We start from the raw sequence: 13,585 nt of genomic DNA, 5'->3' as shown, positions 1-13,585 counted from the left end.
TCCACGTTCTTCGGCCGGCGGGAAAGGTCGTGGATGCCCGGGACAAGCCCGGGCATGACGGCGGAGCGCACCTTCACCCAGCCCGCATTCCGCGCTCGCGTTCCCGGCGGGATGGTCTATAACGCCCTCCGATCTCAACGAAATTCGTTCATTTCCGGCCGATGGCTCCATCGCAACAGGCGAAATCGACCAAATCTGCCCGTCGCTTGCTAACCGGGCTGGCCGCTGTCGCGTGCCTGCTCGCGAGCCTGCCCGCCGCCGAGGCCCAGGCTCCGGCCAAGCAGCCTCCGGCGGCACCCCAGGCTACGCCGCAGGTCGCGCCCCAGGCCGCCCCGCAGGCCGTGCCCGGGTTCTGGGACCCGCGGCGGCGACCGGAACGGCCGGACCTGTCGCGCCTGACCGTGATCCGCTTCCTGACCGAGACCGATTATCCGCCGTTCAACTACACCGGCGCCGACGGCAACCCGGCCGGCTTCAACGTCGATCTCGCCCGCAGCCTGTGCGAGGAGATCAAGGTCACCTGCACGGTGCAGATGCGCCGCTTCGAGACGCTGGTCGACGCGCTCACCTCCAACCGCGGCGATGCCATCATCGCCTCGATGGCGGTGAGCCCGCAGCTGCGCGCCCGGGTCGACTTCACCGATCCCTATTACCGCGTGCCGGCGCGCTTCGTCTCCCGCAAGGACGCGGTGATGCCGGAAATCCGGCCCGAATATCTCGAGGGCAAGAAGGTCGGCGTCATCGCCGGCTCCGCGCACGAGGCCTATCTCAAGGCCATGTTCACCGACGCGGAGCTGCACGCTTTTCCCAGCGACGAGGCGATGCGCGCCGCTTTGCGCAAGGGCGAGGTCGATTTCATATTCGGCGACGCCATCTCGCTGGCGTTCTGGATCAACGGCACTGATTCCGGCGATTGCTGCGCCTTCTCCGGCGGCCCCTTCGTCGAGAGCCGTTTCTTCGGCGAAGGCATCGGCATTGCCGTGCGCAAGGGCAACGACGTGCTGCGCCAGGCCCTGAACTGGGCGCTGTTCCGGGTCTGGGAAAAGGGCCGCTACACCGATCTGTGGCTGCGCTATTTCTCGGTGAGCCCGTTTTAGCGTCGCAGCTCTTGCGGCGAGCGAGCTGTCGTAGGATGGGCAAGGGCGCGCAAGCGCCGTGCCCACGTCTTATGAACGGTGGGCACGCTTCGCTTTGTCCACCCTACGATTCTCGCAATGACGGCGGAGGTGGCTGTTCGCCCCGCAACTTTTGCATTCTGGCGGGAAATCGCTATTTTCCGCGGCCCGGAGGCCCTTCTTGATGTCCGTTATCGATCCCAGCATGAGCCCGAGCGATCTGCGTGCGCTCGCCGAACAATCCAACGCCTGGCCGTTCGAGCAGGCCAAGGCCATCGTCGCGCGGCTGAAGAAGAGCCCGAAGGACGAGGTGCTGTTCGAGACCGGCTACGGGCCGTCCGGCCTGCCGCATATCGGCACGTTCGGCGAGGTCGCGCGCACCTCGATGGTGCGGCACGCCTTCCGCGTGCTGACCGAGGACAAGGTCAAGACGCGCCTGCTCGCCTTTTCCGACGACATGGACGGCTTCCGCAAGGTGCCCGACAACGTCCCCAACAAGGAGATGCTGGCCGCGCATCTCGGCAAGCCGCTGACGCGGGTGCCGGATCCGTTCTCCAACGAGTACCCCTCGTTCGGGCACCACAACAACGCGCGGCTGCGCGCCTTCCTCGATCATTTCGGCTTCGACTACGAGTTCGCGAGCTCGACCGATTATTACACGTCTGGCCGCTTCGACGTGACGCTGCTCAAGATGCTCGCCGCCTACGACAAGGTGATGGAGATCATCCTGCCGACGCTGGGCCCCGACCGCCGCGCCACCTATTCGCCGTTCCTCCCCATCAGCAAGACCACCGGCATCGTGCTGCAGGTGCCGATGATCCGCCGCGACGTCGCGGCCGGCACCGTGACCTATCTCGACCCCGATACCAACCAGGAGGTCGAGACGCCGGTCACCGGCGGCAACGTCAAGTGCCAGTGGAAGGCCGACTGGGCGATGCGCTGGGTCGCGCTCGGCGTCGACTACGAGATGGCCGGCAAGGACCTGATCGATTCCGTGAAGCTCTCAGGCGCGATCGCCAGAGCGCTCGGCGCCACGCCGCCCGAAGGCTTCAACTACGAGCTCTTCCTCGACGAGAAGGGCCAGAAGATCTCAAAGTCGAAGGGCAATGGCCTGACCATCGACGAATGGCTGCGCTACGCCTCGCCGGAATCGCTGTCGCTGTTCATGTATCGCGAGCCGAAGGCGGCCAAGCGGCTGTATTTCGACGTCATTCCGCGCAACGTCGACGACTATCAGCAGTTCATCGACGGCTTTGCCAGGCAGGACGGCAAGCAGCAGCTCGGCAATCCGGTCTGGCACATCCACAACGGCAAGCCGCCGAAGGGCGACATGCCCGTGACCTTCCAGCTGCTGCTGACGCTGGTGTCGTCGTCGAACGCGGAGAATGCCGAGACGCTGTGGGGCTTCATCGGCCGCTATCGTCCCGGCGTGAGCCCGCAGACGCATCCCAAGCTGGACGCGATGGTCGGCTACGCCATCAACTATTACCGCGACTTCGTCGCGCCGACGAAGCAGTTCCGCGTGCCGACCGACACCGAGCGTGCGGCGCTGCAGGACCTGCGCGATGCGCTGTCGCAGCTTCCGGCGGACGCCTCGGCCGAGGACATCCAGAACGTCGTCTATGAGATCGGCCGCCGCGAGCCGTTCCTCGACCAGGTCAAGAAGGGCAAGGACGGCCGTCCCGGCGTCACGCTGGACTGGTTCAACATGCTCTACCAGGTGCTGCTCGGCCAGGAGAAGGGCCCACGCTTCGGCTCCTTCGTCGCGGTCTACGGCGTGCAGAACGCGGTCAACATGATCGACGGGGCGCTGGCGCGAAGCGCGTGAGGCCACTCCACTGTCATCGCCCGCCTTGTGCGCAATTGCGCACTGGGGCAGGCGATCCAGTATTCCAGCGGCCGCGGTAATGGAGCTGAACGGCCGCAACGTACTGGATTCCCCGCCTTCGCGGGGCGATGACGATGAACCTGACAGCGCAGCTGCGGAGTGAGGCTCCCGCTCAAATCGACTTCAACACGTAGCGCGGTTATCCTTCTGCACCGGGCGCGCATTCATCGGATTTGCGAACCTCGATCTCGATCGGCGATTGCTGCAGGCCGACCGCGCAAGCCTTGTTGGCCGCGTCGAGATCGCCCCATTGGGCCATCGAGGGCGATCGCGGGATCGAGGGGGTTCACGCCTTGTGGCGAAAGGTCTCCAGCACCGCCGCGACGATCGTCTGTCCGTCTCTGCGCAGCTTTCTGGAATCGTCCGCGTAGGGGAGCAGCAGCCCGATCTTGCAGATCATCGCGTCGATCATCCGGCTGAGCAGATCGACATCGTCCGCGTTCAATTCGCCATCGCGCTTCAGCGCCCGCAGCGTCGCGATCAGGAGCGCGGTCGGGTAAGTCTCCTCGATCTCGCGATAGCGCGGCTCGCCGAGCACGGCCTGCGCTTCCTGGATGACGATGCGCGCATAGGCCGGCTCTTCGCAGGCGTCGAGATAGGCGTCGATGCCGGCACTGAGACGATCCCAGATCTTGCGCTCGTTCCGCGCCGCGGCCTCGATCCGGGCGGCCGCCTCGCGCTGCATGGCAACCACCACGGCGTCGAACAGCGCCTTCTTGTCCTCGAAGTGATGGTAGAACGCGCCGCGCGTGACCCGCGCCGCCCGCGATATCGCCTCCATGCCCGCCGCCTGAAATCCATTGGCGGCAAACGCTTCGCGTCCGGCATCGATCAGCGCCTGCCTGGTGGCTTCGCTGTACTCTTCCCGACGACTTCTCGGAGGATCCTTCGCCCGCATCGCGCGCAACTTAAAGCTTGACGCGTTTGTATCAAACCGCATATAACATACACAATGTATGTATTATTCATGTAGAATGTTATGAGGCGCACCATGGATGGCAAGCGGATGTTCGAGCTGGCGGAAAGGCTGGCAATCGCGAAGAGCCGGCAGGATGTCCCTGCGGCGCTGGAAGTCCTGCATCCGGACATGGTGCTGGAGACGCCGGCCTTCGGCACCAGGGCGCAGGGTCTCGCCGAAAACGAGCGCGTCCTGACGCGCTTCTTCAAGTCCTTCCCGGACTATCACGTCACGCTGGACGGCCACGCCAATTCCGCCGACACGCTGATCTGCTGGGGCACCGCCCGGATGACGATAACGGGTGATCGCTTCGGGGGCGAGCCCAATGGGCGCCGTGCCGAATTGCCCGTGTTCATCGCCTTCACCTTCCGCGACGACAAGATCGCGCATGAACGCTTCGTCTTCGATCTCTCCGAGCTGTGCGCCCAATCCGGCCTCTCGACCGATGCGGTGAGGCGCAAGCTGTTTGGCGATGCGACACAGGCGGCTTAGCCGCCGGCAAATTCCATCCAGGCATCAAGGAGTGCCAGACCATGACCGATTCCCGCGTCAAATCCGTCGGCGATCTTGTGACCCGACATCTCTTCGACATCGTCGTCGATCTCGATCCGCGCCTCAATTTCGGTGCCGGGCCGGTCGGGCAGCGCGTGCTGTTCGGCGCCGCCAAGGGCTCGTTCGAAGGCCCACGCCTGCGCGGCGAGGTGCTGCGGGGCGGCGGCGACTGGGCGTTGTTTCGCGCCGATGGCGCCATGACGCTCGATGTCCGCCTGTCGCTGCGGACGCATGATGGCGAGCTGATCTATATGACCTATGGCGGCCGCTGGGTGACGCCGCAGGCTCTGCGCGCCGAGATGGCGGACCCGGCGCGACGCACCAGGGTCGATCCCGCCGGATATTACTTCCGCACCAATCCGCTGTTCGAAACCGGCTCGCAGACCTATGCCTGGCTCAATGACATCGTCTGTGTCGGCAAGGGTTATCTCGTCGAGGGCGCCGTCGCCTACAAGATCTTCGAAGTGCTGTGAGGCTCGCCGTGGATGCGTTGAGCGAGTTGCGTCGGGCCGGCGATCGCACTGACAGGCCCTCGCTCGCGCGCTCCCTGGTGGCCGAGGGACTTGGCACCGCCTACCTGCTGATCGCGATCGTGGGCTCCGGTATTCTCGGCGAGAGGCTGGCAGCAGGCAATGTCGCTCTGGCGTTGCTCGCCAACGCGCTCTCGACGGGTGCCGCACTCTACGCCCTGATCGTCTGGCTCGCGCCATTGTCGGGCGCCCATTTCAATCCGCTCGTCTCGCTGGTGCTGGCATTTCGCGGCGACATCGCGCCGCGCATTGCCGGATTCTACGTGCCAGCGCAATTGGTCGGCGCCATCGCCGGCGTTGCCATCGCCGACGCGATGTTCGACATGCCGCCCTACGCGCTGTCATCCCATCTTCGCAGCGGCCCCTCGCAATGGCTGAGCGAATTCCTGGTCACGTTCGGCCTGATCGGAATGGTCTGGACCTGCTCGCGCATGCGGCCGGTCGCTCTTGCGGGCGCGGTCGCCGCCTACATTGGAGCCGGCTTCTGGTTCACCGCCACGGATTTTGCCAATCCCGCGGTCGCCCTGGCGCGCGCATTCACCGATACGTTCTCCGGAATTCGTCCGATCGACGTACCCGGCTTCCTCGTCGCGGAAATGCTGGGCGCTGTGGCCGCCGTGGCGTTGTTTCGCTGGCTCGTACCGGACTTGCGCTGACCAAGAGCGGGGTCACTGGCTCGTCCACACGATCCGCGCGATCCACGCCACCTCGCCCGCCGCCATCGTGCGCACGGCTTGCGATGCGTTGAGCAATTGCAGCTCCAGGGCCTTCGCGGTACGGCGCCTCAGCATTGCGATCGTCACCTCGCCCGTCCTGCTTCGCACCACCACGCGATCGCCCTTGCGGATCGGCGCGCCCGGCGAGACCAGGACGATGTCGCCGTGGCGGTAAACGGGGGCAAACTCATCGCCGGAGATCTCCAGCGCAAAGCCGTGGCTGTCCTCGGTGGCCGGAAGCGCGGTTTCGGTCCAGCCCTTGCCAGCGGGAAGGCCGGACTCGTCGAAGGCGCCGCTCGTGCCGGCCAGCGCGAAACGAAGCAGCGGTACCGAGCGGCCGTCGCCCGCGTCATCGTCGACCAGCCGCGCAAAGCTGTCGAACGAGGCATCTGCCGCCGCCAGCGCCTTGGCGATCGATTCGGTCGAGGGCCAGCGCTCGCGGCCGTCCGAAGTGACGCGCTTGGACCTGTTGAAGGTGGTGGGATCGAGCCCGGCGCGCTTGGCGAGGCCGGACGGCGACAGACCGGCGCGCGCCGCCAGCCGATCCAGCGCGATCCAGATCTGGTCGTGAGTGAGTATCCTCTGCGCTTTGGCCTGCCTGACCATGCAAGGTCCAGCCCGTCGCAACTCAGGAAAACTGTCCTCAAATCAACCGGTTTTCCGCTTTTCGCGCAAGTGGCGGCGATTTCACCGGACCGGAAAGGCTTGAGGTCTTGAGTTCGGCAGGGGCGGCCTTTACGGTCGCGCCGGGGTTCTTGCAGACCCGCGCGAGACGAAAAAACCCAAAAGACTCAAAGAGCAAACAGGACTGCGCAAGCGGTGGTCAAGATCTACAAAATCTGTCTGGCCTCGGCCTGGCGTGAGGCGGAACGGCAGGGTGTCTACCGGGGCAGCGCCGACGATGCGCGCGACGGATTCATCCATTTCTCGACCGCCGATCAGGTTCCCGAGACCCTGCGCAAGCACTATTTCGGGCAGCGCGCGCTGTTCCTGGTGGAGGTCGACGGCGACGCGCTCGGCGGCGAGCTGCGCTGGGAGCGCTCGCGCAATGACGAGCTGTTTCCGCATCTCTATGGCGAGCTCGATCTCGGCGCCGTGATCACGGTGATGAACCTCAACATCCGCTCCGACGGCGGCCACGACGTTCCGGAGCTTGCCCCGTGATCCGCGCTTTCGACGCCTTTTCCCTGCCGGTGCTGCGCTGGCTCGATCCGGAAGACGCGCATCGCCTGGCGATCCAGGGGCTGCGCTTCCTGCCGCCGGTCAAGCCGCGCGCCGACGATCCCAAGCTCGCGATGCGCGCCTTCGGGCTCAACTTTCCCAACCCGATCGGCATGGCCGCGGGCTTCGACAAGAGCGCGGAGGTGCCGGACGCGCTGCTGCGGCTCGGCTTCGGCTTTGTCGAGATCGGCTCGGTGACGCCGAAGCCGCAAGCCGGCAACCCGCGGCCGCGGCTGTTCCGCCTCGAGCGCGACGAGGCCATCATCAACCGCATGGGCTTCAACAATGACGGCGCGGGCGTCGCCTTGCGCCGGCTCGCCGCGCGGGCGCAGCACGGCGGCATCGTCGGCGTCAATGTCGGCGCCAACAAGGATTCAGTCGATCGCGTCGCCGATTACGTCAAGCTGATCGAGACCTTTGCGCCGGTCGCAAGCTACTTCACCGTCAACGTCTCCTCGCCGAACACGCCGGGCCTGCGCAATCTGCAGGAAGGCGCGCTGCTCGACGATCTCCTTGCCCGCGTGATCGACGCGCGCGAGCGCGTCCGGCAGAAGGCCGGCGACACGCCGGTGCTGCTCAAGATCGCGCCGGACCTCAGCCTCGCCCAGCTCGACGACGTCGTGCAGGTCGCGCGCTCGCGCCGGGTCGACGGCATGGTCGTGTCGAACACGACGATCTCCCGGCCGAGCACGCTGCGGGAGCAGACGCGGGCCAAGGAGCAAGGCGGCCTGTCGGGCCGGCCGCTGTTCCGCCTGTCGACGCGGATGGTTGCGGAGACCTATGTGCGCGTCGAGGGCGCGTTCCCCCTGATCGGCGTCGGCGGCGTGGATTCCGGCGGCGCCGCCTTGACCAAGATCCGCGCCGGCGCCAGCCTGATCCAGCTCTATTCGTCGCTGGTCTACAAGGGCCTCGGCCTCGTCGACGAGATCAAGCGCGACCTCACCTCGACGCTGCTCCGCACCGGGCGGGATTCCTTGTCCGAGATCGTCGGAGCGGATGCCGCGACGCTCACGGCGGAAGACTGGCCGGGGATGTAAGGCGATGTTCTCGCCTCTTCCCGCTTGCGGGGAGAGGCCGGAATTTGCGAGAGCAAATCCGGGTGAGGGGGACTCTCCACGAGTCCAACTCTTACTTCCCTTGCCGAGACTCCCCCTCACCCCGACCCTCTCCCCGCAAGGTGGGCGAGGGAGAAGAGAACGTCGCCCTGAACTGCGCCGGATAGCGCGCCGCCTGCAAGCCGCCGCGCGAGAGGTAGGAGGCCAGGAGCGCCCACCACAATCCGGCATTGCCGAACGATTGCAGCGCCCACCAGGTGCCGAGGAAGATCGCGAGCGAAGCCAGCATCAGGTTGCGCATCTCCCGCGCCCAGGTGGCGCCGATATAGATGCCGTCGAACCCGAAGGCAAACACGCCGGGAATCGGCGCGAACGCGACGAAGGGCAGGAATTCGCGCGCGGCGCGGCGAACCTCCTCGCTTGCCGTCATGAAATCGATCAAAGCCGGCCCGAACAGCGCGAACAGCGATGCGACGACGATGGCGAAGCCGAGCCCCCAGAGCAGCACCAGCCGGGTCGAGGCGGCAAAGCCTTTTGCGTCGCGTGCGCCGAGGGTGCGGCCGCACAGCTGCTGGGCGGCGTTGGCGAGACCGTCGAGGAAAAAGGCGCTGATGAACAGGAAGTTGTTGAGCACGGAATTGGCCGCCAGCGTGACGTCGCCGGCCTGCGCGCCTTTCGCGGTGAAGAACAGAAACACCGTGATCAGCGCCGCGGTGCGGATCATGATGTCGGAATTCACCGCCAGCATCCGCACCAGCTTGTCGCGGTCGAGCAGCGTCCTGTACGGCACCGCGAAGCCGCCCTCGGCATAATGGCGGCAGACGATCACGCCGAGGCCGAACCCGACCGCTTCCGAGACCAGCGCGGCGATCGCGGCACCGGCGATGCCGGCGTCGTGGACCAGCACCAGCAGGATCGTCGCCGCCATGTTGACGAGGTTGATGACGACCTGAAGCAGCAAGGCTGAATTGGCGCGGGCCTGGCCGATCAGCCAGCCGAGGATGACGTAATTGGCGAGCGTGAACGGCGACGACCAGATCCGGATCCCGAAATAGGTCTGCGCTGCCCGCGTCACACCCTCGCTGCCGCCGATGAGGTCGAACAGCACCGCGGCCAGCGGCACTTGCAGCACGATCAGAGCGGCGCCGATCAGGCCGGCGACGATGAAGCCGCGCGCCAGGATCGCGGTCGGCTCACGCACCTCGCCCGCGCCCAGCGATTGCGCGGTGAAGGCGAGCGTGCTCATGCGCAGGAAGCCGAACAGCCAGAACAGGCAGTCGAAGACGATCGACGCGATCGCGACGCCGCCGAGCAGCGCGGCATCGTCGAGGCGGCCGATCGCCGTGGTCGAGACAACGCCGATCAGCGGCGTGGTCAGGTTGGCAACCATCGCTGGACCTGCGATGGCGAACACGTCTCGTGTGCCGACCCTGGGATGGACGGGGGCGTGCATGGTCAGAATACGACGACCATGCCGTCCTCGGCCGCCATGTGGGGCAACGCGTCGAGGCGCGACAGCATGTCGTCGCTCATATGGGTGAGCACGAGCCGTTTGGCGCCGATCGCGGGCAGATGTTGTTCCAAGGTCTTCAGGCTGAGATGGTTCTTGACCACCTTCTCGTACATGTAGGCCTCGGCAATGAAAAGATCGGCGCCATGCGCCAGCGGAATGAGCGTCTCCGTCCATTCGGTGTCGGCGCTGTAGGCGAGCGTGCGGCCTTCGGCCTCGACACGGTAGGCGAGGAAAGGACCACCGGATTCGCCGTGCACGACAGGATAGGGCGTCACCGTCACGGCGCCGAACGTCCGGCTTTGCCCGGCCGCAAGCTCGACGACATCGAGCTCGAAGCGCTGTTTCGTCTTCGAGGAGTGCTCGAACAGCGCCTCCATCACCTCACGCAGCCGCCTCTCGATGCCTTGCGGGCCCGCGATCGTCAGCGGCCGCGCCCGCCGCGAGAACTGCGCGTCGAGCAGCAGGAACGGCAGTCCGGCAAAATGGTCGCCATGGAAGTGCGTGATCAGGATCAGATCGATCTCGTCGCACGCGATCTCGAGCCGCTTCAGCGCCGGCAAGGCCGACGCGCCGCAATCGATCAGGAAGTTGGCTTCGCGCCCCGAGACGTGGAAGCAGGTGCTGAGCCTGCCGCCGGAGCCGAAGGCGTCGCCGCAGCCGACGAAACGCAGTTGCATCGGCTGCGGACTCCCAGCTTACCGGCCGCGCGGCGCGCCGAACACGCGCGACAGCAGCCAGATCGGGATCACGATCACCGCGCCGAGCAGGAAATAGCGCCACAGCCAGTTGATGGTATCGAAGCCGAGATCCCACAGACGCTGGAACAGGAGGCGGATGCTGTAGATGATGTTCCAGGGATCGAATCCGATCGCAGCCAGCACGACGCCGACCAGGATCGAGAGCAGGACCAGTCGGAACGCGACCGCCAGCGGCGAGCCGCCGAGAAAGCGGTTCAGCCCATCGCTGCGGCCGGCCGGCAAATCTCTGACGTCTTGGACCATCGCAAACTCCTCGAGAAGGATTCGACCCCATTATAGGGCACGGCGAGGCACATGGGGAACCCGGATCGGCGCGTCAATCGGGTTACCGGAGTTTAATTCGGGCGGCCGGTTCGCCTCTTCCGCGACCCGATGAGAGTGTCCCGGCCGCCATCCTTCGAGACGCCCGCTTTAGGCGGGCTCCTCAGGATGAGGACGAAGTACGCAGCAGCAGTTTCAACGTGCACCGATGCGGATTAGCCTCATCCTGAGGAGACCGCGAAGCGGTCGTCTCGAAGGACGAGGCGTGCGCTCAGGCGCCGGCAGAGTCCAGCCCATCACGCGCCTCACACCTCAATCTCCGCCGCCTCCGCCTTCAGCATCCGCTCCAATGTCTCCAGCCGGTCGGCCTCGCGCGGCGGCTTGTCCCAGCGCAGGCGACTGATGCGGGGAAAGCGCATGGCGACGCCGGATTTGTGCCGCGGCGAGCGCTGCAAGCCCTCGAACGCCACCTCCAGCACCAGCCCCTTGTCGCCCTCGTGCACGACATGGCGCACGGGACCGAATTTTTCCGTGGTGTTGCGGCGGACGAAGCGGTCGATCTGCAAGAGCTCCTCGTCGGTGAAGCCGAAATAGGCTTTGCCGACCGGCACCAGCTCGTCGCCGCCCTCGCCCGCGGTCCAGACGCCGAAGGTGTAGTCGGAATAATAGGACGAGCGCTTGCCGTGACCGCGCTGCGCATACATCAGCACGGCGTCGATGATGTGCGGATCGCGCTTCCACTTCCACCATTGGCCCTTCGGCCGTCCCGGCAGATAGGGCGCATCGCGCCGCTTCAGCATCACGCCTTCGACGGCATCCGCATCCTCGCTTGCGCCGGCGCTCGCGGGATCGGCGCGCGCGGCGGTCAATGCGTCCCAACTTGCGAAAGGCACGGTGGGCGACAGGTCGATGCGGGGATCGCCGAGCTTCGTGATGAAGCTCTCCAGCCGTTCGCGCCGCTCCGCGAACGGCAGCTCGCGCAGATCGTTCTCGTCGTCGCCGAGCAGGTCGTAGGCGCGAAGGTGGATCGGAAACTCCTTGATCAGCTTGGGCGAGACGACCTTGCGGTTGAGGCGCTGCTGCAGGACGTTGAAGCTCTGCACGCGCCCCTGGCGCAGGATCAGCAGCTCGCCGTCGATCGCGCCCGGCAAATGCAGCGATGGCACGAGGTCCGGAAAGCTGCCCGTGATGTCCTCGCCGGTGCGCGAATAGAGCCGCGCCGTGATGTGGCCACGCTCGTCGCGGCCGGCGACGGCCTGAACGCGGATGCCGTCCCATTTCCATTCGGCGATGTAGTCGTCGGGATCGAGCCCGGCGAAATCGCTGTCCTCGATCGCATGCGCCAGCATCACGGGCCGGAACGGCGCGGGATCACGGTTGACCGGCTTGTCGCCGCGGCCTTCCAGCCAGGCGAACAGGTCGAGATAAGGCGGTGCGAGGCCCGGCCAGATCAGCTCGACCTCATGCGGATCCTTGTCGCCGAGCGCGGCCACCGCAGTCTTGGCAAGGCGCGCCGAGATGCCGATCCGCAAGCTGCCGGTGACGAGCTTCAACAGCGCCCAGCGTCCGGTCTCGTCCAGCTCGTCGAGCCAACGCTCGAGCTGCTTGGGCAGCTCGGTCTTGCCGAGCGTGCGCAGCGTGGTGACCACTTCGGTGAGGCTCGGTGGCGGCGGGTTGTTGTGGGCGGCGAGCGCGGCCTTCGGCCACATCAGTGCCACCGTCTCGGAGAGATCGCCAACATAGTCGTAGCTCAGCCCGAACAGCACCTCATCGGTGCGCGAGGCAATCAGATTCCGGATCAGCGCGGGCTTGGCGTGCTTGAAACTGAGCGCGCCGGTGAGCGCGGCCAGCGCGTAGCCGCGGTCGGGATCGCCGACCTCGCGGAAATAGCCGGTGATCAGCCGCAGCTTGTTGTTGCGGCCAGGCTCGTAGGCGAGACGGTCCAGGAGCTCGGCGAAGCGGTTCATGCCTCAGCCTCATCCGTGATCGGCGTCTCGCTTTCCTCCTCGTCGCCATAGCCGACGAGATCGAGCGGCTGCGCTTTCAGGCCCTTGCTTCGGCACCAATGCACCAGCGCATCTTCCTGGCCGTGGGTGACCCAGATCTCGCCGGCACCGGTGGCGCCGATCGTGGCGGTGAGGCCGTCCCAGTCGGCGTGGTCGGAGATCACCAGCGGCAGCTCGACGCCGCGCTGCCGCGCCCGGGCGCGTACGCGCATCCAGCCCGAGGCGAATGCGGTGACCGGATCGGGAAAGCGCCGCGTCCACAGGTCTGACGTCGCCGAGGGCGGAGCCAGCGTGATGGTGCCGGCCAGCGCTGCCTTCTTGACGCCTTTCACCGGCCGGAGCTCGCCGAGCTCGATGCCGCGGCTCTGGTAGTAATGCGTGATCGTCTCCATGGCGCCATGCAGGTAGATCGGGGCATCGTAGCCGGCCTGCCGCAGCAGCTTGATCACGCGCTGCGCCTTGCCGAGCGAATAGGCGCCGACGAGATGCGCGCGCTCGGGAAACAGCGCGACGGAAGCCAGCAGCTTCTTCACCTCGTCGCCCGCATCGCCATGCCGGAACACCGGGAGCCCGAACGTCGCCTCGGTGATGAAGACATCGCAGGGCACCAGCTCGAACGGCGTGCAGGTCGGGTCGGGCGCGTCCTTGTAGTCGCCGGATGCCACGATGCAGGTGTCCTTGCACGTCACCGCGATCTGCGCGGAGCCCAGCACGTGGCCGGCCGGGTGGAATTTCACGCGGACATCGCCGAGCCGGATCTCCTCGCCATAGCGGATCGCCTGCGTCGATCCGGCGAAGTTCTCGCCATAGCGCAGCCGCATCATGTCGAGCGTTTCCTGGGTCGCCAGCACCGCGCCATGGCCGGCGCGGGCATGATCGGAATGGCCGTGGGTGATCACGGCCCGCTCGACCGGGCGGACGGGGTCGATATGGAAACCGCCGGGCTTGCAGCACAGGCCGGCAACAGCTGGCAACAGGATGTCTTGAGGTCGCATGCCTGATATATAGGCCG

Annotated in this window: 14 protein-coding genes and 1 pseudogene; 7 read left to right on the top strand and 8 right to left on the bottom strand. The window is 66.2% G+C overall.

Annotation, left to right across the window (positions count from 1 at the left end; translation table 11 throughout):
* Positions 1–161 precede the first annotated feature (161 nt).
* Positions 162–1,097 (top strand): transporter substrate-binding domain-containing protein, encoded by a 936-nt coding sequence (locus WI560_RS02310; RefSeq protein ID WP_375306734.1) that lies wholly within the window; start codon positions 162–164, stop codon positions 1,095–1,097.
* A gap of 202 nt (positions 1,098–1,299) precedes the next feature.
* Positions 1,300–2,943 carry a lysine--tRNA ligase gene (locus tag WI560_RS02305; RefSeq protein ID WP_375308974.1) on the top strand — a complete coding sequence of 548 codons (1,644 nt, stop codon included), beginning with the start codon at positions 1,300–1,302 and terminating at the stop codon, positions 2,941–2,943.
* Between the two features lie 241 nt (positions 2,944–3,184).
* Here WI560_RS02305 and WI560_RS02300 read toward each other — a convergent pair.
* Positions 3,185–3,259 (bottom strand): annotated as a pseudogene (locus tag WI560_RS02300) (carbonate dehydratase); the annotation flags it as partial.
* 30 nt (positions 3,260–3,289) lie between these two features.
* A complete protein-coding gene (locus WI560_RS02295; RefSeq protein WP_375306733.1) occupies positions 3,290–3,901 on the bottom strand; it encodes a TetR/AcrR family transcriptional regulator in 612 nt (203 codons plus the stop codon).
* A 93-nt stretch (positions 3,902–3,994) separates the two neighbouring features.
* Between WI560_RS02295 and WI560_RS02290 the strand changes: the two genes are divergently transcribed.
* The 3 genes from WI560_RS02290 to WI560_RS02280 are packed head-to-tail and all read left to right on the top strand — an operon-like array spanning position 3,995 to position 5,699.
* Positions 3,995–4,453 (top strand): ester cyclase, encoded by a 459-nt coding sequence (locus WI560_RS02290; protein ID WP_375306732.1) that lies wholly within the window; start codon positions 3,995–3,997, stop codon positions 4,451–4,453.
* A gap of 41 nt (positions 4,454–4,494) precedes the next feature.
* Entirely contained in the window at positions 4,495–4,986 is a 492-nt protein-coding gene (locus tag WI560_RS02285) for a DUF3237 domain-containing protein (protein ID WP_375306731.1), read from the top strand.
* 8 nt (positions 4,987–4,994) lie between these two features.
* On the top strand, positions 4,995–5,699 hold the full coding sequence (locus tag WI560_RS02280; protein ID WP_375306730.1) for an aquaporin: 705 nt from the start codon (positions 4,995–4,997) through the stop codon (positions 5,697–5,699).
* A 12-nt stretch (positions 5,700–5,711) separates the two neighbouring features.
* Here WI560_RS02280 and WI560_RS02275 read toward each other — a convergent pair whose 3' ends face one another.
* Positions 5,712–6,365 carry a helix-turn-helix transcriptional regulator gene (locus WI560_RS02275; RefSeq protein ID WP_375306729.1) on the bottom strand — a complete coding sequence of 218 codons (654 nt, stop codon included), beginning with the start codon at positions 6,363–6,365 and terminating at the stop codon, positions 5,712–5,714.
* A gap of 213 nt (positions 6,366–6,578) precedes the next feature.
* Between WI560_RS02275 and WI560_RS02270 the strand changes: the two genes are divergently transcribed.
* Both WI560_RS02270 and WI560_RS02265 read left to right on the top strand, forming a co-directional pair.
* On the top strand, positions 6,579–6,923 hold the full coding sequence (locus WI560_RS02270; RefSeq protein ID WP_375306728.1) for a DUF952 domain-containing protein: 345 nt from the start codon (positions 6,579–6,581) through the stop codon (positions 6,921–6,923).
* The gene (locus tag WI560_RS02265) at positions 6,920–8,017 is read left to right on the top strand and encodes a quinone-dependent dihydroorotate dehydrogenase (protein WP_375306727.1); all 1,098 of its coding nucleotides are present in this window, start codon (positions 6,920–6,922) and stop codon (positions 8,015–8,017) included. The genes WI560_RS02270 and WI560_RS02265 overlap by 4 nt, the downstream gene beginning before the upstream one ends.
* A 91-nt stretch (positions 8,018–8,108) precedes the next feature.
* On the opposite strand, the gene WI560_RS02260 is transcribed toward WI560_RS02265, so the two are convergent.
* From WI560_RS02260 to WI560_RS02240, 5 genes are all read right to left on the bottom strand, one after another.
* The gene (locus tag WI560_RS02260; RefSeq protein ID WP_375306726.1) at positions 8,109–9,488 is read right to left on the bottom strand and encodes an MATE family efflux transporter; all 1,380 of its coding nucleotides are present in this window, start codon (positions 9,486–9,488) and stop codon (positions 8,109–8,111) included.
* A 2-nt stretch (positions 9,489–9,490) separates the two neighbouring features.
* The gene (locus tag WI560_RS02255; protein WP_375306725.1) at positions 9,491–10,225 is read right to left on the bottom strand and encodes an MBL fold metallo-hydrolase; all 735 of its coding nucleotides are present in this window, start codon (positions 10,223–10,225) and stop codon (positions 9,491–9,493) included.
* An 18-nt stretch (positions 10,226–10,243) separates the two neighbouring features.
* Positions 10,244–10,549: a DUF6460 domain-containing protein gene (locus WI560_RS02250; protein WP_018644944.1), complete on the bottom strand. Its 306-nt coding sequence runs from the start codon at positions 10,547–10,549 to the stop codon at positions 10,244–10,246.
* Between the two features lie 323 nt (positions 10,550–10,872).
* Positions 10,873–12,534: an ATP-dependent DNA ligase gene (locus WI560_RS02245; RefSeq protein WP_375306724.1), complete on the bottom strand. Its 1,662-nt coding sequence runs from the start codon at positions 12,532–12,534 to the stop codon at positions 10,873–10,875.
* Positions 12,531–13,568: a ligase-associated DNA damage response exonuclease gene (locus tag WI560_RS02240; RefSeq protein ID WP_375308973.1), complete on the bottom strand. Its 1,038-nt coding sequence runs from the start codon at positions 13,566–13,568 to the stop codon at positions 12,531–12,533. The genes WI560_RS02245 and WI560_RS02240 overlap by 4 nt, the downstream gene beginning before the upstream one ends.
* Positions 13,569–13,585 lie beyond the last annotated feature (17 nt).

Origin of the sequence: Bradyrhizobium sp. A11 (assembly GCF_042077125.1) — a bacterium.
Taxonomy (GTDB): Bacteria; Pseudomonadota; Alphaproteobacteria; order Rhizobiales; family Xanthobacteraceae; genus Bradyrhizobium; species Bradyrhizobium japonicum_B.
Note: the sequence above shows the minus strand (reverse complement) of the source record. Positions and strands in the feature narration are given on the sequence as shown.

What these genes read in the sequence shown, in the direction of transcription:
- WI560_RS02290 (WP_375306732.1), top strand. Translation starts at nt 3,995, where the DNA reads ATGGATGGCAAGCGGATGTTCGAGCTGGCGGAAAGGCTGGCAATCGCG.
- WI560_RS02240 (WP_375308973.1), bottom strand. Translation starts at nt 13,568, where the DNA reads ATGCGACCTCAAGACATCCTGTTGCCAGCTGTTGCCGGCCTGTGCTGC.
- WI560_RS02295 (WP_375306733.1), bottom strand. Translation starts at nt 3,901, where the DNA reads ATGCGGGCGAAGGATCCTCCGAGAAGTCGTCGGGAAGAGTACAGCGAA.
- WI560_RS02305 (WP_375308974.1), top strand. Translation starts at nt 1,300, where the DNA reads ATGTCCGTTATCGATCCCAGCATGAGCCCGAGCGATCTGCGTGCGCTC.
- WI560_RS02255 (WP_375306725.1), bottom strand. Translation starts at nt 10,225, where the DNA reads ATGCAACTGCGTTTCGTCGGCTGCGGCGACGCCTTCGGCTCCGGCGGC.
- WI560_RS02310 (WP_375306734.1), top strand. Translation starts at nt 162, where the DNA reads ATGGCTCCATCGCAACAGGCGAAATCGACCAAATCTGCCCGTCGCTTG.
- WI560_RS02245 (WP_375306724.1), bottom strand. Translation starts at nt 12,534, where the DNA reads ATGAACCGCTTCGCCGAGCTCCTGGACCGTCTCGCCTACGAGCCTGGC.
- WI560_RS02285 (WP_375306731.1), top strand. Translation starts at nt 4,495, where the DNA reads ATGACCGATTCCCGCGTCAAATCCGTCGGCGATCTTGTGACCCGACAT.
- WI560_RS02275 (WP_375306729.1), bottom strand. Translation starts at nt 6,365, where the DNA reads ATGGTCAGGCAGGCCAAAGCGCAGAGGATACTCACTCACGACCAGATC.
- WI560_RS02260 (WP_375306726.1), bottom strand. Translation starts at nt 9,488, where the DNA reads ATGCACGCCCCCGTCCATCCCAGGGTCGGCACACGAGACGTGTTCGCC.
- WI560_RS02250 (WP_018644944.1), bottom strand. Translation starts at nt 10,549, where the DNA reads ATGGTCCAAGACGTCAGAGATTTGCCGGCCGGCCGCAGCGATGGGCTG.